Source organism: Mesorhizobium sp. WSM4808 (assembly GCF_055811675.1).
On the sequence record NZ_JBVVQX010000014.1, the window covers coordinates 25,173 to 51,218 of the forward strand.

General features: G+C 63.3%; 22 protein-coding genes. 16 read left to right on the forward strand and 6 right to left on the reverse strand.

Annotation, left to right across the window (positions count from 1 at the left end; translation table 11 throughout):
* Positions 1–12 precede the first annotated feature (12 nt).
* On the forward strand, positions 13–1,164 hold the full coding sequence (locus AC0L2U_RS23795; RefSeq protein ID WP_127320305.1) for an efflux RND transporter periplasmic adaptor subunit: 1,152 nt from the start codon (positions 13–15) through the stop codon (positions 1,162–1,164).
* 22 nt (positions 1,165–1,186) lie between these two features.
* Here the strand turns inward: AC0L2U_RS23795 and AC0L2U_RS23800 are convergent, their stop codons facing one another.
* Complete coding sequence (locus AC0L2U_RS23800) at positions 1,187–2,119, reverse strand: LysR substrate-binding domain-containing protein (protein ID WP_127811042.1); 933 nt, start codon at positions 2,117–2,119, stop codon at positions 1,187–1,189.
* A gap of 101 nt (positions 2,120–2,220) precedes the next feature.
* On the opposite strand from AC0L2U_RS23800, the gene AC0L2U_RS23805 reads away from it, so the two are divergent.
* The 8 genes from AC0L2U_RS23805 (at position 2,221) to AC0L2U_RS23840 (ending at position 11,893) form a co-directional block, all read left to right on the forward strand.
* A complete protein-coding gene (locus AC0L2U_RS23805) occupies positions 2,221–3,009 on the forward strand; it encodes a HalD/BesD family halogenase (protein ID WP_127398067.1) in 789 nt (262 codons plus the stop codon).
* Positions 3,010–3,116: 107 nt separating this feature from the next.
* A complete protein-coding gene (locus AC0L2U_RS23810) occupies positions 3,117–3,809 on the forward strand; it encodes a GntR family transcriptional regulator (RefSeq protein WP_023808713.1) in 693 nt (230 codons plus the stop codon).
* Between the two features lie 36 nt (positions 3,810–3,845).
* Complete coding sequence (locus AC0L2U_RS23815) at positions 3,846–4,952, forward strand: mandelate racemase/muconate lactonizing enzyme family protein (protein WP_473602743.1); 1,107 nt, start codon at positions 3,846–3,848, stop codon at positions 4,950–4,952.
* 1 nt (position 4,953) lies between these two features.
* Positions 4,954–6,138 (forward strand): mandelate racemase/muconate lactonizing enzyme family protein, encoded by a 1,185-nt coding sequence (locus tag AC0L2U_RS23820; protein WP_128288797.1) that lies wholly within the window; start codon positions 4,954–4,956, stop codon positions 6,136–6,138.
* 168 nt (positions 6,139–6,306) lie between these two features.
* On the forward strand, positions 6,307–7,971 hold the full coding sequence (locus AC0L2U_RS23825) for an ABC transporter substrate-binding protein (RefSeq protein WP_128288796.1): 1,665 nt from the start codon (positions 6,307–6,309) through the stop codon (positions 7,969–7,971).
* A gap of 70 nt (positions 7,972–8,041) precedes the next feature.
* Entirely contained in the window at positions 8,042–8,995 is a 954-nt protein-coding gene (locus AC0L2U_RS23830; protein ID WP_127811047.1) for an ABC transporter permease, read from the forward strand.
* Complete coding sequence (locus AC0L2U_RS23835; RefSeq protein WP_128288795.1) at positions 8,992–9,870, forward strand: ABC transporter permease; 879 nt, start codon at positions 8,992–8,994, stop codon at positions 9,868–9,870. Before AC0L2U_RS23830 ends, AC0L2U_RS23835 begins: the two co-directional genes overlap by 4 nt.
* Complete coding sequence (locus AC0L2U_RS23840) at positions 9,863–11,893, forward strand: dipeptide ABC transporter ATP-binding protein (RefSeq protein ID WP_292134406.1); 2,031 nt, start codon at positions 9,863–9,865, stop codon at positions 11,891–11,893. The genes AC0L2U_RS23835 and AC0L2U_RS23840 overlap by 8 nt, the downstream gene beginning before the upstream one ends.
* A gap of 26 nt (positions 11,894–11,919) precedes the next feature.
* On the opposite strand, the gene AC0L2U_RS23845 is transcribed toward AC0L2U_RS23840, so the two are convergent.
* Positions 11,920–12,822, reverse strand: a complete 903-nt coding sequence (locus AC0L2U_RS23845) for a LysR family transcriptional regulator (RefSeq protein WP_127270260.1) — start codon at positions 12,820–12,822, stop codon at positions 11,920–11,922.
* Positions 12,823–12,933: 111 nt separating this feature from the next.
* Between AC0L2U_RS23845 and AC0L2U_RS23850 the strand changes: the two genes are divergently transcribed.
* From AC0L2U_RS23850 to AC0L2U_RS23875, 6 genes are all read left to right on the forward strand, one after another.
* Positions 12,934–14,571 carry an ABC transporter substrate-binding protein gene (locus AC0L2U_RS23850; protein WP_473602744.1) on the forward strand — a complete coding sequence of 546 codons (1,638 nt, stop codon included), beginning with the start codon at positions 12,934–12,936 and terminating at the stop codon, positions 14,569–14,571.
* 17 nt (positions 14,572–14,588) lie between these two features.
* Positions 14,589–15,458, forward strand: a complete 870-nt coding sequence (locus tag AC0L2U_RS23855) for a DUF427 domain-containing protein (RefSeq protein ID WP_127397595.1) — start codon at positions 14,589–14,591, stop codon at positions 15,456–15,458.
* Positions 15,459–15,547: 89 nt separating this feature from the next.
* Positions 15,548–16,312 carry an SDR family oxidoreductase gene (locus tag AC0L2U_RS23860; protein WP_128288793.1) on the forward strand — a complete coding sequence of 255 codons (765 nt, stop codon included), beginning with the start codon at positions 15,548–15,550 and terminating at the stop codon, positions 16,310–16,312.
* 420 nt (positions 16,313–16,732) lie between these two features.
* Positions 16,733–17,707, forward strand: coding sequence for an ABC transporter substrate-binding protein (locus AC0L2U_RS23865; RefSeq protein WP_127382422.1), 975 nt, complete (start codon positions 16,733–16,735; stop codon positions 17,705–17,707).
* Between the two features lie 76 nt (positions 17,708–17,783).
* Positions 17,784–18,869 (forward strand): quaternary amine ABC transporter ATP-binding protein, encoded by a 1,086-nt coding sequence (locus AC0L2U_RS23870; RefSeq protein WP_128288792.1) that lies wholly within the window; start codon positions 17,784–17,786, stop codon positions 18,867–18,869.
* Positions 18,866–20,848 (forward strand): ABC transporter permease, encoded by a 1,983-nt coding sequence (locus AC0L2U_RS23875; RefSeq protein ID WP_128288791.1) that lies wholly within the window; start codon positions 18,866–18,868, stop codon positions 20,846–20,848. Before AC0L2U_RS23870 ends, AC0L2U_RS23875 begins: the two co-directional genes overlap by 4 nt.
* Positions 20,849–20,859: 11 nt before the next feature.
* Here the strand turns inward: AC0L2U_RS23875 and AC0L2U_RS23880 are convergent, their stop codons facing one another.
* The gene (locus AC0L2U_RS23880) at positions 20,860–22,218 is read right to left on the reverse strand and encodes an NAD(P)-binding domain-containing protein (RefSeq protein WP_127396300.1); all 1,359 of its coding nucleotides are present in this window, start codon (positions 22,216–22,218) and stop codon (positions 20,860–20,862) included.
* Positions 22,219–22,535: 317 nt separating this feature from the next.
* Here AC0L2U_RS23880 and AC0L2U_RS23885 point away from each other — a divergent pair, with 317 nt between their 5' ends.
* Entirely contained in the window at positions 22,536–23,252 is a 717-nt protein-coding gene (locus AC0L2U_RS23885; protein WP_127396299.1) for a helix-turn-helix domain-containing protein, read from the forward strand.
* 168 nt (positions 23,253–23,420) lie between these two features.
* Here the strand turns inward: AC0L2U_RS23885 and AC0L2U_RS23890 are convergent, their stop codons facing one another.
* Genes AC0L2U_RS23890 through AC0L2U_RS23900 form a run of 3 tightly spaced genes read right to left on the reverse strand, consistent with a single transcriptional unit; the run spans position 23,421 to position 26,029 of the window.
* On the reverse strand, positions 23,421–24,461 hold the full coding sequence (locus tag AC0L2U_RS23890) for a heme-dependent oxidative N-demethylase family protein (RefSeq protein ID WP_136621556.1): 1,041 nt from the start codon (positions 24,459–24,461) through the stop codon (positions 23,421–23,423).
* Between the two features lie 9 nt (positions 24,462–24,470).
* A complete protein-coding gene (locus tag AC0L2U_RS23895) occupies positions 24,471–25,436 on the reverse strand; it encodes a PDR/VanB family oxidoreductase (protein WP_128288109.1) in 966 nt (321 codons plus the stop codon).
* A complete protein-coding gene (locus tag AC0L2U_RS23900; protein ID WP_128288110.1) occupies positions 25,433–26,029 on the reverse strand; it encodes a dimethylamine monooxygenase subunit DmmA family protein in 597 nt (198 codons plus the stop codon). Before AC0L2U_RS23900 ends, AC0L2U_RS23895 begins: the two co-directional genes overlap by 4 nt.
* Between the last annotated feature and the right edge of the window lie 17 nt (positions 26,030–26,046).

Below are 26,046 nucleotides of genomic sequence, written 5' to 3' on the forward strand. Positions count from 1 at the left end.
TGGAGACTGATCATGCGTAAATGGAAAATCGCGTTGGGAACGGCCGTCGCGCTGGGAGCGATCTCGGTGGCCAGCGTCCACCTGCTCGACATGGGCAACCTCAGCCTCAATGCCGGCACGGCCGCGGCGACGCCTGCTCCGGCGGCATTCGTCATGCCGGTGCCGGTGGTTAGTGTCGTCAAGAAGACGATCCCGATCTACCTGGACTATGCCGCGCGGACGGAACCGATCCGCAGCATCACCTTGCAGGCCAGGATTCCGGGCTATCTGCAGGAGCAGACCGCAGCCGACGGCGTCGACGTCCGGCAAGGCGACCTTCTCTACAAAATCTCGCCTGACGACTTCCAGGCGGCTCTCGACCAGGCCAAGGCGCAAGTGCAGCGCGATACGGCGACGCTCGACTATGCCCGCTCCAACCTCGGTCGCGGCACCGAGCTCGCCAAGAGCGGCTACCTCGCCAAGGACGGCTTCGACCAGCGCACCAGCACCTTGCGCGAGGCACAGGCGTCGCTGGCGGTCAACCAAGCGGCGGTCCGCACGGCAGAGCTCAATCTGAGCTACGCCGAAATCCGGGCGCCGTTTGCCGGGCGTCTCGGCCGCAACCAGGCTTCGGTCGGAACGCTGGTCAGCGTTGCCGGCACCGTGCTCAACACGCTGGTGCAACTCGATCCGATCTACGTCACCTTCAACCCGAGCGAGACGGATCTGGCCGAGATCGAGCAAGCCCGTGCGAACGGCCCGATCGAAGTGGAGGTGCTGCTCCCCGGCCAGACCGAGGCCAGCCAGAAGGGCGAGCTTACCTTCATCGACAATTCGGTCGACCGCTCGACCGGCACGATCACGGCGCGCGCAACGATCGGTAACGGCAAGTTCACGCTGCTGCCCGGCCAATATGTTCGTGTCCGGCTGCATGTGAGAGAGCAGGCCGACGCGCTGATGGTGCCGCAGACGGCGCTGGGCTCGAGCCAGCTCGGCAAATATCTCTATGTCGTCGGCAAGGACAACACGGTCGACCAGCGGCTGGTTTCGCTCGGACCGACGAGCGGCGGTCAGGTCGCCATCCTCAGCGGCGTCGCCGAGGGCGACCAGGTGATCACGGGCAATCTGCAGAAGATCGGACCCGGAGCGCCTGTATCGCCGATACCGGAAAAGCCGGCCACCTGAACACCCCCGTCAGGACCCGGCTTCAGCGCGGCGCCCCGACCTTCCCACAGGTCGCGGGCGCCGCTCGACTGAGCAGTTCCACCAGACCGGCAACATCGGCGCGGTCGGCCTTGGCCGGCGGCATGAATGCACAGTAGGGATGCCCGAGGCGCACCGAGACGGAGGAGAGCGCAATCAGCCGACCGGCCGCCAGATCGGCGCGCGCCATGACCCGCTGGCCAAGCGCGATGCCCAGGCCCAGCCTTGCCGAGGCGATCGCAAGGCTGGACAGGCCGACGCGCCGCCCGTGCGACGGGTTGGGTGAGCGGCTGCCGCCGGAGGCCGCAAACCAGTCAGCCCAGGTCGGGTGCGAGGCATAGTTCGGCCCCCAATTGGTGTGGATGAACTGGCTCTCGTGCAAATCCGCCAGACTGGTATCGCCATTGCCGTGCCGGTGCCAGAATTCCGGTGCGCAGACAGGCAGGACGTCGTCATGGACGAGACGGACGAGTTTCAATCCGGGATAGTGATAATCGCCATAGCTGATGCGCAGGTCGATGTTCTGGCGCATCAGGTCGACCGGATCGTCCTCGACCCGAACGTCGATCGCCATCTGCGGAAAGGCATCGAGAAGTACCGCCAGCCTCGGCGCCAGCCACAGTTCGGCCAGCGAGAACGGCACGCTGACGACCAGGCGCGTCCGCATCCCGCCCTCCAGCATGCGCTGGCCTATGGCGGCGATGTCTCCTAGCGCCTTCGCCGTCTGTGGATAGATGGCGTGGCCGGCATCGGTGAGCGCGATGCGGTTGCCGGTGCGCACGAACAATTGCTTGCCGAACCAGTTCTCAAGATTGCGTATCTGCTGGCTGACCGCTGCAGAGGACACGCCGAGTTCAGAAGCGGCCAAGGTGAAGCTGCCGGCACGGGCGGCAACTTCAAAAGCCTTGATCGCATTCAGCGGCGGCAACCGTTCCACAACAGATCCATAAGTTTTTCTTGCTCAATCTTAATTATTTTCGACGTTGAGAGAAAGATTTTTTGCCGTCTCATAGGCTCGAAACCTTCGGAGCCATGACGATGAAAGACATCCTCGATCTCGACCGCTATCCGCTCGACCGCGAAGGCAGCGCTGAATGGCAGCGCCTTGTCGAACAATCCGTCGCCGCGCTCGAAGCCGACGGCATGTTCAATCTGGAAGGGTTTTTGCGCCCCGGCGTGGCGGAACAAGCCGTGCGCGAAATCCAGCCGGTGATGGCCGCGCGCTCGCATGTGCACAAGCGGATGCACAACATCTACTTCAAGCCTGAAATCCCCGAGCTTGCACCCGACCATCCGGCGCTGCGCAAGGTGGAGACCATCAGCCACACCGTCTGTGCCGACCAGATTCCTGGCAGTGTCGTGCTCGCCATCTACGAATACGAACCGCTACTGCGCTTCCTGGCAGCGACGATGGGCAAGACCAGGCTGCATGTCATGCAGGATCCGCTGGCGCGAACCAATGTCATGGCCTATCGCGCCGGCGAGGCTTTGAACTGGCATTTCGATCGTTCCGAATTCACGACGACGCTGCTGCTGCAGGCAGCGGAATACGGCGGCGACCTCGAATACCGCACCGATCTGCGATCTGACGGCAATCCCAACTATGACGGCGTCGCAAGGCTGCTGGACGGGCGCGACCCCGATGCAAAGATCCTGCGCATGAAGCCCGGCACGCTGAATGTCTTCCGCGGCAAAAACACCGCGCATCGCGTCACCACGGTCGAAGGCGAGCGCGAGCGCATGATCGCGGTGTTTTCCTACTATGAAAAGCCCGGCGTGATGTTCAGCCCCGAGGAGCGGGTCGGCTTCTACGGCCGTGCCGCCTGAGACCGAAAGGCCGACATGCCAACGGCCCCCAAGAATCCGAAGATGACCTCTTGTTAGATTGTCGACAATCTGCTTGTCTTGCTTTCGATTTCCCTGGGAGTGGCCGAATGGCGAAAGCGGATTTCAGTCCGATTGCGGACACGACGCGACGCGCCGAGATCGTCGCGCTGTTGCGGCGCGCGATCCTGACCGGGCAGCTCGCACCCGGCCAGAAGCTCAACGAGCTGCGGATTTCCGAACAGATGCGGGTCAGCCGCGCGCCGTTGCGCGAGGCAATGCGCGAACTGGTCCAGGAAGGCATCCTGACCAGCATCCCCTATGCCGGCACCTTCGTCATCGAGGTCACAGCCAAGGACATCGACGATGCCTATTCGTTCAACAAGGTGATGGACGAGCTGGCCATCGAGCGGGCGTGGCCGCTGCGCGACCAGCGCTTTTTCGACGAGCTCGACCGGCGCCACGAAGCCGTGAAGCAGGCGACCCGCGCGTTGGACACGACACGCCAAATCGAAACAGCGCTGCAACTGCATGGGCTGATCTACGAATGGGCCGACAATTCGGTGCTGCTGGAAACCTGGCAACGGCTGACCAGCCGGCTGCAGATGTATTTTGCGCTCCACCAGCATGCCCGCAATGAGCCGGTGCCGGCCGAAGACGTTCACGAAACCTATGTGCGGTTGCTGAAGGGCAAGGACATGCGTGCAGCCCAGCGCCATGCCAGGGAGCACATCGATCTCGATTTCGAGGAGTTGCTTGCCTACGCGCGCGGCCTCGAACAACGCCCGTCGAGGGGCGCCTGACCCGTTCCCCACCATCACAGACAGCGGACAAGACACGTGCAGATCGAAACCATCAAGGCCTACCATGTCGTGCAGCCCTTCGTGGACGGGCCATACCGCATGTCGAAGGGGCGCGAGGCCGACGCTTTCGACGCGGTGATCGTGTCCATTGCATCAGACAGCGGCATCACCGGCTGGGGCGAGATGGCGCCGCTCGGCAATTTTTACTCGGCCGCCTTCCCCGCCGGCGTTCGCGCCGGCGTGGTCGAGATCGCGCCGCATCTGATCGGCCGCGATCCGCGCGGGCTGGCCAGCATCGGGCGGCTGATGGACACGGTGTTCAAGGGTCATCCCTACATCAAGTCGGCGCTCGACATGGCCTGCTGGGATCTGGCGGCGCGCGCCGCCGACGTGCCGCTGGTCACGCTGCTCGGCGGCAAGGAAAGCGACACCGCAGAACTCTACAAGGTCGTCACGCACGGCAGCGTCGACGCCATGGCCGCGCTGGCCAAGCGCATCGTCAAGGACGGCTTCCACCGGCTGCAGGTCAAGGTCGGCGGCAATGTCCATGACGACATCGAGCGTGTCACCGCGGTCGCAGCCTCGGTGCCGAAAGGCACGGTCATCTTCTGCGACGCCAATGCCGGCTGGACGCCCTATCAGGCTCGCCAGTTCGCCGACGCGACGCGCAGCATCGACTACACGTTAGAGCAGCCCTGCACCACGATCGATGAAAACATGTCGGTGCGCCGCATGCTCGACAAGCCGATGGTGCTCGACGAATCCGTCACCTCGCTCGAGGCGATGCTGGAAATCCATCGCCTGGGCGCGGCCGACGGGCTGACCCTGAAGATCTCGCGCCTTGGCGGGGTGACGAAGACGCGCCAGATCCGCGACGTTGCCGTCGACCTCGGCTTCATGATCACGGTCGAGGACACGGGCGGCGCCGAGATCGACACCGCGGCGATGGCGCATCTGTCGCTGTCGACGCCGGAAGAGCGCCGGCTGCATGCCATCGCCTTCCATGAATGGGTGACGGTGCGCACGGCGTCGAACATGCCCCCGGTCACCGGCAGCCGCATGGGCGTTCCAGATGGCCCCGGCCTTGGCATCGATGTCGTTCCCGATTTGCTCGGGAAGCCCTTCTTCGAGGTCGGCCGCTGAGATGAAGATCCGCAGCATCAAAGCCACGCCGATCAATTTGCGCCTCGAGGCGCCCTATGCCTGGGTGTTCGGCGAGCTCGACGGATTTTCGCCCACCATTGTCGAGGTCGAGACCGAGGATGGCTTGATCGGCCTTGGCGAGGCGCCGACCCCGGCGGCGGCGGCGATCATCAATGATATCCTTGGCCAGCGTCTGGTCGGGCGCGATGCCTTCGACATCGCCGGCGCCGAGCATGTCTGCCTGCCCTTCTGGACCGGCGTGCAGTCGATCAACGACCGCACCCGCATCATGGCTTTCGGCGCCATCGAGATGGCTTTGTGGGACCTGCGCGGCAAGGCGTGGAACCAGCCGCTCTACCAGTTGCTTGGCGGCGCCGTGCGCAAGGACATCCCGTTCACCGACTATTTTTCGCTGCGCGGTGACGGGCCAAAGGTGAAGGGCGAGACGACGCCCGAGGAAGTCGCCGACTATTGCGTCGAATTGCACGAGACGCATGGAACGACCTTCTTCGAAGGCAAGTTCTCGACCGAAGATCCGAAAGTCTCGCTCAGGATGGTCGAGCTGATCCGCAAGAAACTCGGCGACGACGCGATGATCCGTATCGATTCCAACCAGGCTTATTCGCTCAGCACCGCGCGGCGGCTGGCGCGCCCGCTGGAAGAGTTGGGCGTGCGCAACTGGGAGGATCCGGTGGCGACCATCGAGGAGATGCGCGAATTGCGGCGCCATTGCTCGATCCCGTTCTCGACCCACAACATCGACATTGCGCGCGCCATGGAAACCAAGGTTCCGGACGCGTTCGTCGGCAACCCGACAACGCATGGCGGCATCGGCCGGCTGCTGCGCTTCGTTGGCGCCTGCGAGCACGCCGGCATCGATTTCTGGTGCTACAGCGGCGACAGCGGCATCGGCAGTGCCGCCTATCTGCACCTGTGCGCGGCACTTGGTTGGATCAGGGAGCCGAACCAGTCGCTGTTTCGCATGCTGCCGATGGATGTCACCGAGGAAGGGCCGTTTTCGCCAAGGAACAATTTCGTGCGCGTTCCGGAAGGTCCCGGTCTCGGCGTCACCTTGTCGCGCGAGAACCTCGCTGCCTGTCACAGAGACTTTACCGAGAAAGGACCGTGCAACAAGTATCATGACCCGGCAAAGCCCGGAACCTATCGCCGTTTGCCGCTGAACTAGACGGCGGCAGCAGTGCAGCCAGGAATCCGGCACGTCCACGTCACGACTGGATGGACCGGACAAAACCGCATGCTAAAGTTTCGGTCGACAGACCTCTCTGGCGGCCGAAAAATGGAGCAATCCACGAAATTTCGTCAACCATAAGAATAGGGGAAAGGGTAAAAACCCATGAGCAAGAACTACAGCATTCTCGACCTGATCCGGCGCAATCGCACGCCGCTTGAAAATCACCTGATCGACGGCCTTGTCGACGGTCGTGTCAGCCGCCGCGACTTCGTCCGTCACGGCAGCCTGCTCGGCCTGTCGCTGCCGCTGCTGGGCCGCATCGGCATGGCCGCCGGCCTTGGCGGCATGCCGTCGCTGGCGCGCGCCCAGGGCGCACCCGGCGCCACCATCCGTGTCGCCAGCAGCGTGCCGGCGGCAACGATCGACCCGGTCACCATTGCGGACGCCGGCGGCCTGCTGGTGATGCAGCAGGTTGCGGAATTCCTTTGTGTCGACGGTCCCGACCTGGTGCTGCAACCGGCGCTGGCCGAGAGCTGGAAGCCGAACGACAATGGCACGGTGTGGACCTTCAAGCTGCGCAAGGGCGTAAAATTCCACAGCGGCGGGGAGATGAAGGCCGACGACGTCGTGGCCAGCATCGACCGCCTTGCCGATCCGGCCAATTCGTCCAATGCGCTGTCGGTGTTCACCGGCATCCTGCAGAAGGGCGCCTCCAAGAAGGTCGACGACTACACGGTGGAATTCCACCTCGATGCGCCGAACGGCAACTTCCCCTACATGCTGTCGTCCGACAACTACAACGCCGTCATCATCCCGGCGAGTTACAAGGGCGACTACGAGAAGAGCTTCGACGGCACCGGGCCGTTCAGAATAGAGAAATACACGGCAAAGGTCGGCGCCTCCTTCGTCCGCAACGAAGACTATTGGGGTCCGAAGGCACTGCCGGAACGCACCGAATTCACCTTCTTCACCGATATGCAGCCGCAGATCCTGGCGCTGCAGGGCGGACAGGTCGACATCATCAACCAGATGCCCGTGCTGGCCGGCGTCGCTCTGCTCAACGATCCGAACGTCGACATCATCAGCCTGAAGTCGTCGGCCCATCAGCAACTGCACATGCGCTGCGACGAGGGTCCGTTGAAGGATGCGCGCGTGCGCCGTGCCATTGCGCTCTGCCTCGATCGCGACAAGCTGGCCGCCGGCCTGATGAAGGGACGCTCCGCTCTAGGCAATGACAGCCCGTTCGCCGCCGTCTATCCTTCGACCGATACGAGCGTGCCGCAACGCAAGCAGGATATCGCCCAGGCCAAGCAGCTTATGGAAGCAGCCGGCCTTGGCCAGGGCTTCAAGATAACCCTGACCACCGAACGCTACCTGGAAATCCCCGAATACGCCCAGCTAATCCAAAACTGGGTCAAGGAGATCGGTGTCCAACTCGACCTCAACATCCTCGACCAAAGCGGCTATTACGGAGACGCGGTGTTCGGCAAGTCGAACTGGCTGGATTCGGTGATGGGCATCACCGACTATGGTCACCGCGGCGTGCCGAACGTCTATCTCGCGGCACCGCTGAAGAGTGAAGGCACCTGGAACGCGGCACACTTCAAGAACAAGGACTATGACGCGCTGGCGACCAGCTACATCGCAGCCCTCGACCTCGAGGCACAGAAGGCCGACGCCGGCAAGATCCAGAAGCTGCTGCTCGAGGAAACGCCTGTCATCTTCGGCTATTTCTACGACTATCTCACGGCGACGGCGAAGGGTGTGGCCGGCGTGCAGCCGACCGCCATGTCGCAGCTGTTCCTCGACAAGGCATCGAAGGCCTGAACGGAAGGGAAAGCCAATCCTCTAACAGCCAGCTCCCGCATGGGGGCTGGCTCCACAAGGAGTCCTAGCCATTCTCTCCTTCCTTGTCCGGCGTGTCTCGCTGTCGCTCGTCACGCTGTTCCTGCTCAGCATCATGGTGTTCCTGGGCGGCCAGGTGCTGCCCGGCAATGTCGGGCGCGCCATATTGGGCCCGTTCGCCGACCAGCGCGCGGTCGACGCGCTCAATCACACGCTCGGCGTCGATCGCCCGCTGCTAACGCAATACTGGAGCTGGATCTCCAACTTCGTCCAGGGCGACATGGGTACGTCCTACATCTTCCGCTCGCCGGTCGCGCCTTTCGTCATCGATGCGCTCGGCAATTCGATGAAGCTGGCGGCGGTCGCCTTCGTGCTGGTGGTGCCGATCGGCATCCTCGGCGGCGTCGTCGCCGCATTCAACCTCAACCGCCCGCTCGACCGCATCATCAGTCTCGGCGGCCTGTCGGTGACGGTGCTGCCGGAATTCGTCACCGGCATCATCCTGATCCTGATCTTTGGTGTCTGGCTGCGCTGGCTGCCGATATCGGCCGCATGGCCGCGCGACGCCGGCTTCTTCACGCAGCTCTATTACCTGATCCTGCCCTCGCTGCCGCTGTTCCTGGTGCTGTTCGGCTACATCGCCCGCATGGCACGCTCCGGCATGATCGAGGCGCTCGATTCCGACTACACGCGAACGGCCGTGCTGAAGGGCCTGCCCTGGCGCACGGTGATCTGGCGGCATGTGCTGCGCAATGCGCTGCTGCCGACCATCACCGTCATCGCGACGCAGACCGGCTACCTCATCGGCGGCCTTGTCGTCATCGAAACGCTGTTTCGCTACCAGGGCATCGGGTCGCTGATCTTCACCGCCGCGCGCGGCAAGGATTTCCCGATGCTGGAGTCGGGCATCCTCACCATCGGCATTGTCTATGCCTTGGCCACCCTTGTCGCCGACTTCCTCTATTCCGTGCTCAATCCGCGTATCCGTCTGGGGTCAGATCAATGAGCGCCGTCCAAACCAGCTCTCCGACACCAGACGACACGCGCCGGCGCGGCCCGCTGGCGGAGGTCTTTTTCTCGCTGCTGCGCTCGCGCACATTCCTTGTCGGTTTCGCCATCGTGCTGTTCTGGGTTGCCTGTGCGCTGTTGGGCGAGCATTTCGCACCTTACGATCCGCTTGCCGACGACATCATCAACGCGCTGGCGCCGCCCTCTTCCGAACACTGGTTCGGCACCGACCAGATCGGCCGCGACGTCTTCTCGCGCGTCATCGTCGGTTCGCGCGACATCCTGACCGTCGCACCGCTGGCAACCTTGCTGGCGACAGTGGCCGGCACGGGGCTCGGCCTCCTTACCGGCTATTTTCGCGGTCTCGTCGACGATGTCGTCAGCCGCATCCTGGAAGCCTTCATGGCGATCCCGGTGGTCATCGTCGCGCTGCTGGCCATCGTCGCGCTCGGCACCTCCAAAACCACGGTCATCGTCGTCATCGGTCTCAGCTTCGCGCCGATCATTGCGCGCACCGTGCGCTCGGCGGTGCTGGCCGAGCGCGAACTCGACTATGTCGCCGCCGCACAGCTTCGGCATGAAAGTGCACTGCATACGATGTTCGTCGAGATCCTGCCCAACGTCATCCCGCCGATCCTGGTCGAAACCACCGTGCGGCTCGGCTACGCCATTTTCGCGGTCGCCACGCTCTCCTTCATGGGTTTCGGCATCCAGCCGCCCTCACCCGACTGGGGGCTCTCGATCTCCAACAATTACGGCATGATCGGCGGCGGCTTCTGGTGGACGGTGCTGTTCGATGCGCTCGCCATCGCTTCGCTGGTGATCGGCGTCAATCTGGCGGCCGACGGCGTTCACGGAGCGCTCAATGACTAACTCCGCCAAGGCCGAAAACGCACTCGAACTCACCGATCTTTCGGTTGCCTACCGCGTCGCCGGCCGCAATCGCGCCGTGCTACGCAACCTCAGCCTCACCATCGGCCAGGGCGAAGCCTATGGGCTGGTCGGCGAATCCGGTTGCGGCAAGTCGACAGTGGCGCTCACCGTCGTGCGCTATCTGCCGAGAAATGGCTCGATCACCGGCGGCGCGATCTCGCTCGACGGCCAGAACGTGATGAAACTTGACGCCGAAGCGCTCAGGCGGGCGCGCGCGGAAAGCGTCTCCATGGTCTATCAGGACCCAGGCAAGGCGCTGAACCCATCGATCCGCGTCGGCCGTCAGCTGACCGAGATTTTTGAACTCGGCGGCGTTTCGGGACGAGCGGCAACCGACCGGGCGATTGCGATGCTGAACCGCGTGCGCATCTCCGACCCCGTCAGCGTCATGCAGCGCTACCCGCACCAGCTTTCCGGCGGCATGCAGCAACGCGTGGCGATTGCCATGGCGCTGGCCAACGATCCGTCGATGCTGATCCTCGACGAGCCGACCACCGGCCTCGATGCGACGGTGGAGGCCGAAGTGCTCGACCTGATCGCACAGCTCAGGCAGGAACTGTCGGCCTCTATCCTGTTCATCAGCCACAACCTCGCCGTCGTTTCCAACATGTGCGACCGGGTCGGCGTGCTCTATGCCGGCATGCTGGTCGAGGAAGGGCCGACGGAGGTCGTGTTTAACGATCCGCGCCATCCCTACACGGTCGCCCTGCTGCGTTGCCTGCCGCGCGGGGGCCAACGCAAGGATCAGGGCCGGCTCGACACCATTCCGGGTTTCCTGCCCGGCATCGGGGCCGACATCAAGGGCTGCGCCTTCGCCGATCGCTGCGCGCTCGCCGACGATCGCTGCCGCAGCGAATTGCCACCGCTCTACGATCTGGGCGGCCGGCTGTCGCGCTGCTTCCATCACGACAAGGCGCAGGCGCTGCCGCGCGAGACACCGAGCGATGTGGCGCCTGTCCCAAAGGCGGCAGCCGCACCGGTGCTGCGCGTCGCCGGGCTGAACAAGACCTATGCCAGCCATGGCCATGCACTGCGCGCCGTCAAGGATGTCTCGCTCGATTTGCGACCCGGCGAGACGCTCGGGCTGGTCGGTGAGTCCGGCAGCGGCAAGACGACCTTCGCCAGGCTGCTGCTCGGCTTGGTGCCGCCCGATGACGGCGGCACCATCGAACTCGAGGGCAAGGCGCTGGCGCCCAGGCTGGAGAACCGCAGCGACGATCAGATCAAGGCGATGCAGATCGTCTTCCAGAATCCGGACTCCGCACTCAACCGCTCGCATTCGATCCGCCACCTGATCGGCCGGGCGCTGAAGCGGCTGGCCGGCCTCTCCGGCAAGGCGCTGGAGTCGCGCCTCAATGACCTTGTCCGCTCGGTCCGGCTCACCGACCGCCATCTTGCGGTCAAGCCACGCCAGCTCTCCGGCGGCCTGAAGCAGCGCGTCGCCATCGCGCGCGCCTTCGCCGGCGACCCGCGCATCGTCGTCTGCGACGAACCGACCTCGGCGCTCGACGTTTCGGTGCAGGCTGCCATCCTCAATCTGCTCGCCGACCTGCAGTCGAAGGAAGACGTCAGCTACATCTTCATCTCGCACGACCTTGCCGTGGTGCGTTACCTCTCCGACAAGATCGCCGTGCTCTATCTCGGCCGCATCATGGAACTTGGGCCATCGGAAGACGTCTTTTCCGGACCGCATCACCCCTATACCGAGGCGCTTTTGTCGGCGGTGCCCAAACTCGACCAGACCGAGACGGCACGCATTCGTCTCGACGGCGAAATCCCCAGCGCCACCAATCCGCCTTCGGGCTGCGTGTTCCACACGCGCTGCCCGCGCAAGATCGGCCCGATCTGCGAACAGCAGGAGCCGCCACTCGGCGAGGCCCAGCCCGGCCATTCGATCCGCTGCCACATTCCTTACGCCGAACTGGCCAGGCTGCAGAGAGCGGTCGTGACCGAGCCGGCATAGCGCTCTCGCTCGCGTGGCTTGGCCGGTCAGATCTGGCCGGCCATGCTGAGAGCACGGTCACCTTCTGAAAAACCCTGCCCTTCGGCCCAGTCTCTGGCCAGCGTGCGCAGGCCTGTGAGCGCGACATCCAGAACATCCGAAGACACGGGATTCGAGGGATAGGCGAGGTAGATCGGCCGTTGGAATACCGGAGCGTTGTCGATGCGCCGCATCTCGCCGCGCTCGATATGACCGCTGACGGCACTGAGCGGCAGATAGGCGGCGGCCTGCTGCGACTGCACGTGCTGAAGCCCGATGAAGACCAGCCCGGCCGAAATCGCCGGCTTGACCATGCCGGCAAAGGCGCGGTCGTGCTCGATGCGGAACTCCAGCCCCCAGTCCATCAGGATATAGTTTTCGGTCCATGGCTTGGTCTGTGCGGCGTGCTGGACGAGCACGACCTGATCGACGGCCAGCGTCTCGTAGACAATGCCGGGATGCGGTCGCGGCAGATAGAGGATGCAGATGTCGAGCAGGCCTTCCGCCAGCTGGTCGATCGCCGAGTCCGGAAAGCTGCCCTCCAGCCGCAGCGCCACGTTCGGCCGCCTGGCGCGCATCCACTCGACCCATGGCGAGGTGATGCGGTCCCACAGATAGGCCGGCGCGGTCAGCCGCAGCAAGGTCTCGTAACCATCGGGAACGGCGATGTCCTGCCGCGATTGCTCCCAGGTGCGGGTGATCGACGAGGCATGCGGCAGGAACTGCCGGCCGGCCGGCGTCAGCGTGACGCCATCGCGGTCGCGCACGAAAAGCCGGCGGCCCAACTGCTCCTCCAGCCCCCTGATCCGCGCACTGACGGTGGACTGGGCGAGGTTGAGCCGGCTGGCCGCGACGGTGAAGCTGCCATGGGTGGCGACTTCGAGAAAGCTGCGCAGATTCTCAGTGTCCATGCCCACCTCCTGCATCGAAAATTTCGATGACTCCTATCAAAAAATATCGCTTTCCGGCGGCAGTCAACAATGAACTAGATGGCTGAACCCCAAGACAAGCGAGGAATCCGGATGATCGACAACGCTCGCAGAACACTCACTGCAATCGAAAATTCCGCTGTTGACGAATTGCTGGCCGGCAGGATGGACCGCCGTGACTTCCTGCGCCATGGCAGCGTGCTTGGGCTTTCCTTGCCGTTCCTGGGCAGCCTTGTCGCGGCCGCCGGCCTCGGCACCCAGCAGGCCCGCGCCGAGGGCAAGCCGGGCGGCACGGTGCGCGCCGGCGTGGCGACGCCGGGCGGCGCCATCGATCCCGTCACCTACTATGACAGCGGCAGCTACCAGCTGGTTTTCCAAACCGCCGAGTTTCTCTGCATCACGCAGCCGGACCTCACTTTGAAGCCTGTGCTGGCAGAGAGCTGGGCGCCGAACGAGGATGGCAGCGTGTGGACCTTCAAGCTGCGCAAGGGCGTGAAATTCCACAATGGCGAGGATTTCAAGGCCGACGACGTCGTCGCGACCTTCGACCGGCTGGCCGATCCCAACGGCGCTTCCAACGCGCTTTCGGTGTTCAAAGGCCTTCTTTCGAAGGGCGGCACCCGGAAGGTCGACGACCACACCGTCGCCTTCCATCTCGATGCGCCGAATGGCAGCTTTCCCTATTCAGTGTCGATCGACAATTACAACGCCGTCATCCTGCCGGCGAGCTACAAGGGCGATTACGAAAAGACGTTCGAAGGCACCGGACCGTTCCGGTTGGAAAGCTACACGCCAAAGGTCGGCGCGACCTTCATCCGCAACCCCGACTATTGGGGTGAGAAGGCGCTGCCCGACCGGCTCGAATTCAAGTTCTACGGCGATGTGCAGCCGCGCATCCTGGCGCTGCAGGCCGGCGAGGTCGACATTCTCGATGCCGTCCCGCTCGATGTCAGCCAGGTCGTGCTGAACAGTCCTGATATCACCGTCTTGCGTGTCGCTTCGACCGCGCACCGCCAGTTGCACATGCGCTGCGACACCGGCCCCTTCACCGACAAGCGCGTGCGCCAGGCGCTGGCGCTGTGCATCGACCGCGCCAAGCTGGTCGACGGCTTGTGCCGCGGCATGGCGGCGACTGGCAATGACAGCCCGTTCGCGCCGGCCTTCCCGGCGACCGACAAGTCGGTGCCGCAACGCGTCCAGGACATCGCCAAGGCCAAGCAGTTGCTCGAGGCGGCGGGTCTCGCCGAAGGCTTCGACATCACGCTGACCACGCTGCGCTATTCCGACATTCCGGGCTATGCGCAATTGTTCCAGAATTTCGCCAAGGAGATCGGTGCGCGCATCTCGCTCAACATCGAGGACCAGGACAAATATTACGGCAAAGCGGTGTTCGGCCAGTCGGACTGGCTGGACAGCCCGCTCGGCATCACCGACTACGCGCATCGCAGCGTGCCAAACGTCTTCCTCAAGAGCCCGTTGGTCAGCGACGGCCCTTGGAACGCGGCGCATTTCAAGAGCCCGGCCTATGATGGCATGGTCACCAGCTATCTCAAGGCGCTCGATGCCGGCGCGCAGCGCGCTGCCGCCTCTGACATCCAGAAATTGCTGCTCGACGAGACGCCTGTCATCTTCAGCTATTTCCCCGATCTGCTGGTGCCGGTGCGCAAGAATGTCAGCGGCCTTCCGCCGATCGCGGCCGGCCTGCTGCTCGACCGCGTGTCGTTGAGCTGATCGTGCGCCAGCGCCCGATGACAAAAGAAACAAAACGGGAGACTACCATTCGCAAGCCCCATCTGCGCGGCCGTGGGCCGCATTTTCCGCTGCTCGACACCATCGTGCAGTATGAATTCGAGCCGGGCTACATAGCCTTCACCATGCCGACGCAGAAGCGCCTGCGTGTGCAGGTGGGATCGATGACCGTGGCCGATACGACCAATGCCTTGGTGTTCTACGAATCCGATCACCTGCCGGTCTACTACTTCCCGATCGGCGACGTTCGCGAGGAATTCCTGCTGCCGAGCAAGACGACGACAGAGGACCCGTTCAAGGGCACAGCCACCCACTATTCACTCAACACCGGCATCACGCTGGTCGAGGACGCGGCCTGGCGCTATCTCGATCCGGTCAAGGGCTGTCCGCCAATATCCGACTACATGTCGTTCACCTGGAGCAAGATGGGACACTGGTTCGAGGAGGACGAGGAGATCTTCGTCCACGCCCGCGATCCGTTCCGCCGGGTCGACTGCCTCCCGTCGTCGCGGCGCGTGCAGGTCATTCTCGACGGCGAACAGGTCGCCGATTCACGCCGCGGCGTGTTCCTGTTCGAGACCGGCCATCCGGTGCGCCACTATCTGCCGATCGCCGACACGCGGCTCGATATGTTCGCGCCCAGCCGCTACATTTCGCGCTGTCCTTACAAGGGCATCTCCAACTATTATCACGTGACGACCAAGGCCAAGCGTCACGAGAACCTGGTCTGGTATTATCCCGAGCCGGTGCACGAGGCGGAGCGCATCAAGGGGCTGGTCTGCTTCCACCACGAACTGGTCGACAAGATCCTGGTCGACGGCGTCGAAATCCCGAAGGAAGCCACGGCCGCGTCGAGCGGTTATTTCTGAGTATCGACGCCGCTTGAGCCATTTGCGCGCGGGCGCTTGATCGAAGCACGGCTCAGCGCATACCCTCCCTGGGCCAGGGAGGGCACTCGATGGATCTTTTCAAACTGAACGGCGATGTCGCGCTGGTCACCGGCGCCGGCAGCGGCATCGGCCAGGCAATCGCGATCGGGCTCGCCGAGGCAGGCGCTGACGTCGCCTGTTTCGGCCATGCATCGAAGGGTGGGCTGGACGAAACCGCGCACCGGATCACGGCGCTCGGCCGCAAAGCGCTGGTGCTGACCGGTACAGTGACATCGCAGAGCGATCTCGCGGCGGCGATCGATCGCGTCGAGAGCGAACTCGGTGCGCTGACCGTCGCCGTCAACAATGCCGGCATTGCCGGCTCCGAGCCCGCCGAGACGATGCCGCTGGAGACGTGGCAGAAGGTTCACGACGTCAATGTCGCCGGCGTGTTCCTGTCCTGTCAGGCCGAAGCGCGCAAGATGCTGGCGCGAGGCAAGGGCTCGATCATCAACATCGCCTCGATGTCGGGCACCATCGTCAACCGCGGCCTGACGCAGGCGCACTACAACTCTTCGAAGGCTGCCGTCATCCACATGTCCAGGAGCCTCGCCATGGAGTGGGCCGATCGCGGCCTGCGCGTCAATGTGGTTAGTCCCGGTTACACGCTGACTCCGATGAACAAGCGGCCAGAGGTGGCGGAAGAGGTGAAGATCTTCAAGCGCGACACGCCGATGGGGCGCATGGCGGCGCCGGAGGAAATGGTCGGGCCGACGGTGTTCCTCGCCAGCCGCGCAGCGAGCTTCGTCACCGGCCTCGACCTGATTGTCGATGGCGGCTACGTCTGCTGGTAAGAGCTCAGCTTCGCCTGCAGTCTGAATTTGTACGTCTCGCGAAGCGTTAGTCGTTGCGCGACATGAACCTTGGTATATATAATTTCATCCTATGAAACGGCCTTGGCGAGATGGGGCTTACCAGGCGGGTAGCCGAGATCATACGACCTTGATGGCTCGCACCTTGCAGGGCGCCGCAGGACTGGCAATCGATCCGCAGATGACCGCTCCCTCAGCGATCCGTCGGCAGTCATGACGCCGACACTCCGATCCTGTTCCATTATCACCAGAACTGAGTACCATCTTGCCTGCACTGGCCAAAGCCGGGGCAATAATTTGGCGCCGACGGTCTTGCGCAAAGACCAGTCTTTCCAACACAATCAAGAAAAAGCCGCAAGAAGGGAACGAACGATAATTTTCACAGCTTGAAGGAGAACAAGCATGTCATTTCGCAGCCAGATCTCGAAACTCTCGATGAGCGCCGTCGCGCTCGCGACATTAAGCCTGCTGACACCTTCCGCCCAAGCCGCCGCACCGGAATCCAACGATCCGATCAAGATCGCGCTGTTCGACTGGACCAGCGTCAACCTCAACGCCAAGATCCTCGGCGGCATCCTGGAAAAGCTCGGCTATACCGTCGAATATCCGACCGCCGACTACCTCTCCAGCCTGACCACCGGTCTCACCAATGGCGATCTCGATGTCGGCATGGAATTCTGGGACACGACCGCCGGCGAGGCCATGAAGGCCTCCGATGCGACAGGCCAGACCGAACGGCTGGGCAAGCTCGGCCCCAAGGCCAAGGAAGAATGGTGGTTTCCCGAATACATGAAGGAGAAGTGCCCCGGCCTGCCTAACTGGGAAGCGCTGAAGGATCCGAAATGCGCCGAAGCCTTCTCGACGGCGGAGACCGCACCGAAGGGGCGCTATCTCGGCGGCCCGGTAACATGGGAAGGCTTTGACGACGAGCGCGTCGAAGCGCTGAAACTGCCCTTCACCGTCATCCATGCCGGCACCGACGCGGCGATGTTCGCGGAACTGGACTCGGCCTATCAGCGCAAGGCGCCGATCATGCTGTGGATCTACTCACCGCATTGGGCGCCGGCCAAGTACAAGGGCGAGTGGGTTGAGTTCCCCGAATACACGCCCGAGTGCTACAGCGACCCGAAATGGGGCACCAATCCCGACGCCAAATATGATTGCGGCAAGCCGCATGGCGAGATCTGGAAGTACTCCTGGGCCGGCATGAAGGACAAATGGCCGGTCGCCTACAAGGTGGCCAAGGCCTACACGGTCGACACCGACGAACTCAACAAGATGAGCGGCGAGATCGATCTCGGCGGCAAGACGCCGGAAGACGTCGCGGCCGCCTGGATCGCCGCCCACGAAGCCGACTGGAAAGCCTGGGCGCAGTGATCGTTCCGACTGGAAGATGAGACCCGGCTGCTGATCAGCCGGGCCTCGGTTCTTGGTGTTCCAGAAGGACGTTTGAATGACGGACAAGACTGAACAGGGCGCCAAGGGGGCGGGCACGCCAAAAGATGCCCGCCCGATAAAGCTTGCCTGCCGCAATGTCTGGAAGCTGTTCGGATCGAACGCGGCCAATTTCATCCGCGAACGCGACGGCAAGGCCAGCATGGCCGACGTCACCGCCGCCGGGCTGGTCGGCGCGGTGCGCGCCGTCGACCTCGAAATCCGCCAGGGCGAGATTTTTATCATCATGGGCCTGTCGGGCTCCGGCAAGTCGACGCTGGTGCGCTGCATGTCGAGGCTGGTCGAGCCGACCCACGGCAAGGTCGAATTCGAGGGCAAGGATCTGCTGAAGATTTCGGATGCAGCGCTGATCGAGTTGCGACGCCATCGCATGGGCATGGTGTTCCAGAATTTTGCGCTGCTGCCGCATCTCAACGTGCTGGAGAACATCGCCTTCCCGCTCAGCATCCAGGGGCAGGATCGGCCGACACGCGAGGCACGGGCGCGCGAGGTGATCGAACTCGTTGGGCTCCGTGGCCGCGAGCATTTCTATCCGCGCGAATTGTCCGGCGGCCAGCAGCAGCGTGTGGGCATCGCCCGGAGCCTCGCGACAAAACCGGAAATCTGGTTCCTCGACGAGCCGTTCTCGGCGCTCGATCCGCTGATCCGCCGCGAAATGCAGGACGAGTTGATGCGGCTGCAGACCATGCTGCACAAGACCATCGTCTTCATCACCCATGATTTCGACGAGGCGATCCGATTGGCCGACCGCATCGCCATCATGAAGGATGGCGAGGTCATCCAGATCGGCACGCCGGAAGAGCTGGTGGTCAACCCGGCGACCGACTATGTCGCCGAATTCACCCGCGACGTCGACCGCGCCAAGGTGATTTCGGCACGCAGCCTGATGCGCGCCTGCGACGGCTCGGAGCATGGCGGCGCGGTGGCGCCGGATGCCAAGATCGCCAGCTTCTCGGCCGGTATCGTTGCCGCCAACAAGCCGTTCGCGGTGGTCAACGGCACCGGCAAGCCGATCGGCGAGGTGACGCCGCAGGCGGTGATCGACCTGCTGGCCGGCATCGATCGCTCAAGGGTTGGCGCATGACGGTGACGGCAAGCGCCAGCGAGGCAAGGTCGCGGCCGATTCAGGTCTGGCTGCTGATCTGGGCGTTCGCGCTTGCCGCCGTGCTTGTCGTGTTTCTGCTGCAGGACCGCCTGCCTTGGGCCGTCAACTATCCGGCCAGCGCCGTCGTGCCGGTCGCCGATTGGGTCAGCGCGCTGATGCGCTGGATCAAGTCGAACCTGTCGTGGCTGACCCGCTCGATCACCGCGGTGCTCGGCATTCCGCTCGATTTCGCGCTCAATCTCCTGGCCAAGAATTTCAAGATCGGCCATGGCACTGAGGCCTATATCCTGCCGCGCCTGTCCTGGGTCGGCGTCTGCGCTGCCGCCTTCATCGCCGGTCATGCCGTTGGCGGCAGAAAACTCGGCCTGCTGGTCGGCGGCTGTTTCCTCTACATCGCCCTGTTCGGCCAATGGACCAGCGCCATGCTGACGCTGGCGCTGATCTCCATCGCGGTGCCGTTCTGCATCGTCACTGGGCTGTTCGCCGGCATCTGGGCGTGGCGCAAGCCGTGGGCCGAAAGGCTTATCGTCTCCCCTGCCCTTGACCTGATGCAGACGATCCCGACCTTCGCCTACCTCATCCCTATGCTGCTGCTGTTCGGCAACAGCCCGGTGTCGGCGATGATCGCGACCGCCATTTTCGCCACCCCGCCGATGGTGCGGGCGACGATGCTGGGCCTGTCACGGGTGCCGTCGGAGATCGACGATTTCAGCGAAATGGCCGGCTGCACGGCGCGGCAGAAACTGTGGCGGGTGCTGCTGCCGTCGGCGCGGCCGACACTGATGGTCGGCGTCAACCAGGTCATCATGCTGGCGCTGAACATGGTCATCATCGCTTCGATGATCGGCGCCGGCGGCCTCGGCTACGACGTGCTCCTGGCGCTGCGCGCACTGAAGGTCGGCGAGGCGATGGAAGCCGGCCTTGCCATCGTGGCGCTCGCCATCGCGCTCGACCGGCTGAGCCAGGCCATCGCGCACAAGCAGGCAGAGGGCCATGTCCATCAGGAGATGCGCCCGAGCCTCTGGCGGCGCTATCCCAATCTGACGCTGGCCATCGCCATCCTTGTCGTGACAACGCTGCTCGGTCTGTTCGTGCCAGCCTTCGCGGGAGTGCCAAAAGCGATCACCTTCACCACCGCGCCGCTGTGGAAAGCAGCGGTGAACTGGGTGACGATCAATTTCTTCGACACGATCGAAGCGTTCCGCGTGACGCTGATCCTTAATTTGCTGAACCCGCTGCGTGCCTTTTGCGAAGGGTTTCCCTGGCTGGGCGCGGTGTTCCTGCTCGGCCTTGCCGGCTATCAGCTCTCCGGCCTGCGGCTGGCCGTGCTGGTGGCAGCGCTGACTGCCTTCTGCGCCATCACCGGCCTGTGGGAAAAGACCATGGCGACGGTCTATCTCTGCGGTATCTCTGCCTTCATCGCCTGCCTGATCGGCATTCCCATCGGGTTGATGGCTTCGCGCAGCGACCGCTTCGAGAAGATCGTCACACCGATCATCGATACGCTGCAGGTGCTGCCGTCCTTCTGCTTCATCATCCCGGTGGTGATGCTGTTTCGGGTTGGCGACGTCACCGCGATGATCGCAACGATAGCCTTCGCGGTGGTGCCGGCCATCCGCTACACCAATCACGGCATCCGGCAGGTGCCGCCGGCGCTGATCGAGGCGGCAAAGGTGTCGGGCTGCACGCCGCGCCAGACCTTCTTTCGCGTGCAACTGCCGCTGGCGCTGCCGGAGATCATGCTGGGCGTCAACCAGACGATCCTGATGGCGCTGGCGATGATCATCATCTGCGCCATGGTCGGCACCCGCGATCTCGGCCAGGAAGTGTTCATCGCGCTGTCCAAGGCCGATTCCGGCCGCGGCATCGTCGCGGGCCTGGCCATCGCCTTCATCGGCATTGTCGCCGACCGGCTGTTCGGCGCCTGGACGGCGAAAGCCAGGGCAAGGCTGGGATAGCAGGCGCCGCCCTACTCCGCCGCGACGCCCTTCACCTCGAGATAGCTCTCCATCGAATCGTCCAGCGCCTGCAGCCACGGCGTATGATGCAGCGGCGCCATGGTCCCGGTCATCAGCGAGCGGTAGGCGTGGTCGCGGAAGCCCATGATGTTCTCCGCCTTGTGGTGTTCCCATTCCATGAAGGTCTGGTTGACCGCCTCGACGTCGAAGCCCGGATAGTCGGTCTGGTCCATCAATTCCTTGGTGTAGTCGCCCTGGAACCAGATCATCTGCTCGGCGTCTTCGAGCGTTTCCTCACGCGCCCTCCATTTCGCGCCGTGCTCGGTCATTGCCTTGGCCGACGGCAGCTTGATGCGGCCCATGATGACGTCGCGGGCGAACCAGGCCTGCGCGTCGAACATGTTGAAGGTGTAGAACTGATCCTGCATGCCGATATAGGAAAGCTGCGGGTTCTTCTCCCAGACGACGCCTTCATAGAGGTCGAGCGGCCACATGCGGTTGGCGGTCTTGAGCTTCAGATCGTCGGTGAGGAAGGGGAAAGAATGGAGATAGCCGGTGCACAGGATGATGGCATCAACGTCTTTCGTGGTGCCATCCTTGAAATGCGCGGTTTTGCCGACGACCTTCTGTAAGAGCGGCACCTCTTTCCAATTCTCCGGCCATTTGAAACCCATCGGCTTCGAGCGGTAGCTGGAGGTGATGGATTTGGCGCCGTATTTGTAGCATTGCGAGCCAATGTCCTCGGCCGAATAGGAGCGGCCGATGATCAATATATCCTTGCCCTTGAATTCCATCGCGTCGCGGAAATCGTGGCTATGCAGGATGCGGCCGTTGAAGGTCGAAAAGCCCTCGAAATAGGGCACGTTGGGCACCGAGAAATGCCCGGAAGCGACAACGACATTGTCGAACTCTTCCGAATAGGTGACGTCGTTGGTGCGGTCATGCGCGGTGACGGTGAATTTCTTCGTCTCGTCGGAAAACGTCACCATGCGCACCGGGCTGTTGAAGCGCACCCATTTGCGAAGGCCTGATTTTTCGACGCGTCCCTTGATGTAGTCCCACAGCACGGCGCGCGGCGGATAGGAGCCGATCGGCCGGCCGAAATGCTCCTCGAAAGTGTAGTCGGCGAATTCCAGGCACTCCTTCGGTCCGTTCGACCAGAGATAGCGGTACATCGAGCCGTGCACCGGATCGCCATGCTCGTCGAGGCCCGTGCGCCAGGTGTAGTTCCACAGGCCGCCCCAGTCCGACTGCTTTTCGAAGCAGACGATCTCGGGAATGTCGGCGCCCTTGTCGGCCGCCGACTTGAAGGCCCTGAGCTGTGCCAGGCCGGACGGGCCGGCTCCGATGACGGCAACGCGACTTTTCATGGCAGGCCTCCCGATCTGGTTTCGACTTTTGTCTTGACGCAATTCCCAAGGGGAAAGCGCTATGCGCTTTTCCCGGAATTGCTCTTACGAAACAAATTTCACTCACAGGACAGTAATTGGCCCTTTCGTGCTGTCAACAGCCCGATGCTGAAACAAGGTTTCGCCGATGTGGATTTCCCGCGAAAAACCGGACGCGGCCAAACATCATTATCATGCGCATGCGCGCTCACGCGACTTGCCGTCGCAGTTGCGCTCCTGTATCGGCACCTGACATGTTCACCTAGAGTGAAATAAATCCCAGGAGTGCCGGGGGCGACATGGCGAAGAAGGTTTCCGATCCCAAGGCTGGTCTCGCCGGTGCGACGGCCAAGCCGCTGCCAAAGGTTTCAGCCGACGGCAAGACCATCCGCGCGCCACTGACGCAGAACCCGCATGCCATTCGCGACACGCGCGAAAAAGTGCTGGAGGTGGCGATCGGCCGCGAGGTGCGGGCGTTCCGCAAGAAGCTCGGCATCACCGTGGCTGATCTCGCGGTCGCCACCGACATTTCGCTCGGCATGCTGTCGAAGATCGAGAACGGCATCACCTCGCCGTCGCTGACCACCTTGCAGGCACTGTCGCGGGCGCTCGGCGTTCCGGTAACAGCCTTCTTCCGCCGCTTCGAGGAAGAGCGCAGCGCCGTCTTCGTCAAGGCCGGCCAAGGTCTCGATGTCGAACGCCGCGGCACCCGTGCCGGCCACCAGTATAATCTGCTCGGCCATATCGGCTCCAACACCAGCGGCGTCGTCGTCGAGCCCTATCTGATCACGCTGACCGAGGATTCCGATGTGTTCCCGACTTTCCAGCATGAGGGCATGGAGTTCCTCTACATGCTCGAAGGCGAGGTCGTTTACCGCCACGGCAGCAACCTCTACCCGATGAAACCCGGCGACAGCCTGTTCTTCGACGCCGACGCGCCGCACGGGCCGGAACAGCTGACGAGGCTGCCGATGCGCTATCTGTCGATTATTTGCTATCCGCAGAGCGCGGGGTGAGCGGGACGCAAGCAGCCCCCTCACCCGGATTGCCAGCCGAATTGCGAAGGGCAATTCGGGGCAATCCGACCTCTCCCCGAGGGGAGAGGAGGCTGGCGCCAGCGTTGGCTATCTCTTCTCCCCTCGGGGAGAAGGTGGCCGCGTAGCGGCCGGACGAGGGGGCCTTGCTCAATCCGGCCCAAAACCCGGACTTGTCGCGCTCCCATCATCCAGCTTCGACAGCCACTCGACCAACGCCGGACGATAGCGCGTAAGGCCCTTGTAGTTGGCGAGTTCGTCAGGCAGGTCACGGATGACGCGGTGCAGGCGCCGTGCCCATTTCGGCTGCGTCACCAGTTCGTCCATCTTGATCAGATAGCAGCGGATCGGGAAGACGATGCCGTTGGAGCGCGGCAGCCGCCAGAAACTCTGCAGCTCGACCCGCAGATGCACCTTGTCGCCGACATTCTCCGGCGTCACCGTCGCCCGGTCCGGTCCCCATTTGTGATAGTTCTCCGGGCTGGTGTCGAGGCGTGGATTGATGGTCATCGTCCAATTCAGGCGCCGTGCCGGCTTGCCTTGCTGGATGTTGGTGAGGAATTTCAGCGCCCTGACGAAAATCCCCTTCTCATGCGCCAGCGGCACCGGCGCGTGCCATTCGAAGAAGTTCATGCCGATGTCGAAATCGAGCGACCAGTCGGCCTGGGTGGTGACCATGCCGGCATCCATCCACAGATTGCCGTCGCGCTGGTCGAGGATGCAGAAATCACCCTGGCTCTGCCGGGTGATGTATTCCATCGGCCCATAAGGCAGCGTCGAGGTGTCGCCGAAGGTGAAGGTGTCGTCGATGCCGAGCGGGCGGTTGATCCAGCGCCAGCGGTCGCCATCGCGGGTCAGCGTGAAATGCTCGGGATAGCCCAGCGCCTGCTGCTCCATCAGCAGTTCCAGCAGGTCCCAGCCGGCCAGCGTCATGTGCGGCAGCGACTGGCAGCGCAGCGGATCCTCGGCCAGCACCAGCGCGCGGTCCTGCATCTCGGCGACATAGTGCTCGTCGACATCGATCAGGTTTTCCAGCACGCTACCCTTCGGCCCGACGACATGCGGCTCGATGTTGACCGCATACATGTAGGCGTCTTCGTGGAACGGAAACGGGAAGCGCCTGATGTGCTCCGGGCTGTTCTTGAAGGTGAAGTCGTCGCGGAACGTTTCCTTGCGAAAGGTGATGCCCATGATTTTCTCCTAGCGCTCCAACACCAGCGACCGGCCTTCGAAGCGCGACACGCACGGCATGATCTTACAGCCCGAACGGTGCTCTTCGTCGCTCAGCCAGTGGTCGTTGTGGATGAACTTGCCGTCATAGGAGACGACGTTGGTTTCGCACTGGCCGCAGACGCCGCCGCGGCAGAGATAGGGCGGATCGACGCCGGCCGCCTCGATCGCCTCGAGCAGGCTCTGCTGTTCATCGACGCGGATCGTCTTGCCGCTGACGGCGAGCGTCACGTCGAACGGCAGTCCGGGCTGGGGTGCGGCGAAATGCTCGAAATGCACGGTTTCCGCCGGCCAGCCGAGGCTTGCCGCGCGATCGCGCACCCAGTTGATCATGCCGGCCGGGCCGCAGACATAGAGATGCGTGCCGAGCGGCTGCGTCGACAGCAACCGGTCGAGTTCGATGCGCTCGTCGAGGTCGTCATGATAGAGCCTGACCCTGCGGTCGTAGCGCTCGCGCAGCACATCGGCATAGGTGCCGAGCGATGCGGTGCGGCAGGTGTAGTGCAGCTCGAAATTGCCGCCTTCCGCCGCCAGCTGCGCGGTCTGCGCCATGAAAGGCGTGATGCCGATGCCGCCGGCCAGCATCAGGTGCTTTTTGGCGCGCAGGTCGAGCGAGAACAGGTTGACCGGGTAGCTGACCACCATCTCCAGGCCAGGCCGGACATTCCGGTGCATGAACAGCGAGCCGCCACGGCCGACATCGTCGCGGCGTACCGAGATCGTGTATTCGCGCGTGTCGAGCGGCGAGCCCATCAGCGAATAGGGATTGAGCCGGGTCCGCTCGCCGTCGCGCATCTCGACCACGACATGGGCGCCGCCGGAAAAGGTCGGCAACAGCTCACCGTCGCGCCGGCGGAAATGGAAGCGGGTGACTAGGTCGTTGACCGGGACGACGTCGCTGACGACGACATCGAGTTTTGTTGTGCCGGTGCTCATCGAAAAATCTCCTCCAGCGGAGGAATCTCTGAGCGATCTTCCGCATTGATGCAGACGCCCTGGAACGCGGCGATGCGCCTGGAGTAGTGATCGCGCACCAGAAGCAGCAGGCCGCAATGCGCGCAGGTCGCCGGCTGCGTGGTCACATCCTCGGTGATGCCCTTGCAGTGGACGCATTGCATGCGCCGCGCCAGCGAGCCGCGGTGCTCGGTCTGGATCGAGGTGTGGTCGATGCCGGCTTCAAGCGCCACCTGCATCGCCTGGCCGATCAGGCCCTCGGTGCCCGAGAGATAGAGGCGCAGGCCCATATGCGCGTTGGCGAGTGTCTGCCTGAGCCGTGGCAGCAGGCTGGCGAAGGACGGTGCCTGATGAAACTGTGCCGGTTTCAGCGCTTCGAGGGCGGCGATGGGTTTTCCGTCAGGCCCAGGAATGAAGACGATTTCGGCGTCGTCGAAAAACCCGGGCGGCGCCCTCTCGGCCATCTCCGCTATTGCCAGCGCCCCTTCCGCATCCGCGATAAAAAGATGATGCTTGCCGGCTTGCGGAGACAAGGTTCCGTAAACGGGCCGGCTGATGATGCTTTTGGCTGCCATTTAAGTCTTCGTGCCTC

Bases quoted from the DNA above. Each gene is read 5' to 3' on its own strand.
- AC0L2U_RS23795 (WP_127320305.1), top strand. From the start codon at position 13: ATGCGTAAATGGAAAATCGCGTTGGGAACGGCCGTCGCGCTGGGAGCG.
- AC0L2U_RS23805 (WP_127398067.1), top strand. From the start codon at position 2,221: ATGAAAGACATCCTCGATCTCGACCGCTATCCGCTCGACCGCGAAGGC.
- AC0L2U_RS23810 (WP_023808713.1), top strand. From the start codon at position 3,117: ATGGCGAAAGCGGATTTCAGTCCGATTGCGGACACGACGCGACGCGCC.
- AC0L2U_RS23820 (WP_128288797.1), top strand. From the start codon at position 4,954: ATGAAGATCCGCAGCATCAAAGCCACGCCGATCAATTTGCGCCTCGAG.
- AC0L2U_RS23825 (WP_128288796.1), top strand. From the start codon at position 6,307: ATGAGCAAGAACTACAGCATTCTCGACCTGATCCGGCGCAATCGCACG.
- AC0L2U_RS23835 (WP_128288795.1), top strand. From the start codon at position 8,992: ATGAGCGCCGTCCAAACCAGCTCTCCGACACCAGACGACACGCGCCGG.
- AC0L2U_RS23840 (WP_292134406.1), top strand. From the start codon at position 9,863: ATGACTAACTCCGCCAAGGCCGAAAACGCACTCGAACTCACCGATCTT.
- AC0L2U_RS23845 (WP_127270260.1), bottom strand. From the start codon at position 12,822: ATGGACACTGAGAATCTGCGCAGCTTTCTCGAAGTCGCCACCCATGGC.
- AC0L2U_RS23850 (WP_473602744.1), top strand. From the start codon at position 12,934: ATGATCGACAACGCTCGCAGAACACTCACTGCAATCGAAAATTCCGCT.
- AC0L2U_RS23855 (WP_127397595.1), top strand. From the start codon at position 14,589: ATGACAAAAGAAACAAAACGGGAGACTACCATTCGCAAGCCCCATCTG.
- AC0L2U_RS23860 (WP_128288793.1), top strand. From the start codon at position 15,548: ATGGATCTTTTCAAACTGAACGGCGATGTCGCGCTGGTCACCGGCGCC.
- AC0L2U_RS23865 (WP_127382422.1), top strand. From the start codon at position 16,733: ATGTCATTTCGCAGCCAGATCTCGAAACTCTCGATGAGCGCCGTCGCG.
- AC0L2U_RS23870 (WP_128288792.1), top strand. From the start codon at position 17,784: ATGACGGACAAGACTGAACAGGGCGCCAAGGGGGCGGGCACGCCAAAA.
- AC0L2U_RS23875 (WP_128288791.1), top strand. From the start codon at position 18,866: ATGACGGTGACGGCAAGCGCCAGCGAGGCAAGGTCGCGGCCGATTCAG.
- AC0L2U_RS23880 (WP_127396300.1), bottom strand. From the start codon at position 22,218: ATGAAAAGTCGCGTTGCCGTCATCGGAGCCGGCCCGTCCGGCCTGGCA.
- AC0L2U_RS23885 (WP_127396299.1), top strand. From the start codon at position 22,536: ATGGCGAAGAAGGTTTCCGATCCCAAGGCTGGTCTCGCCGGTGCGACG.
- AC0L2U_RS23890 (WP_136621556.1), bottom strand. From the start codon at position 24,461: ATGGGCATCACCTTTCGCAAGGAAACGTTCCGCGACGACTTCACCTTC.
- AC0L2U_RS23895 (WP_128288109.1), bottom strand. From the start codon at position 25,436: ATGAGCACCGGCACAACAAAACTCGATGTCGTCGTCAGCGACGTCGTC.
- AC0L2U_RS23900 (WP_128288110.1), bottom strand. From the start codon at position 26,029: ATGGCAGCCAAAAGCATCATCAGCCGGCCCGTTTACGGAACCTTGTCT.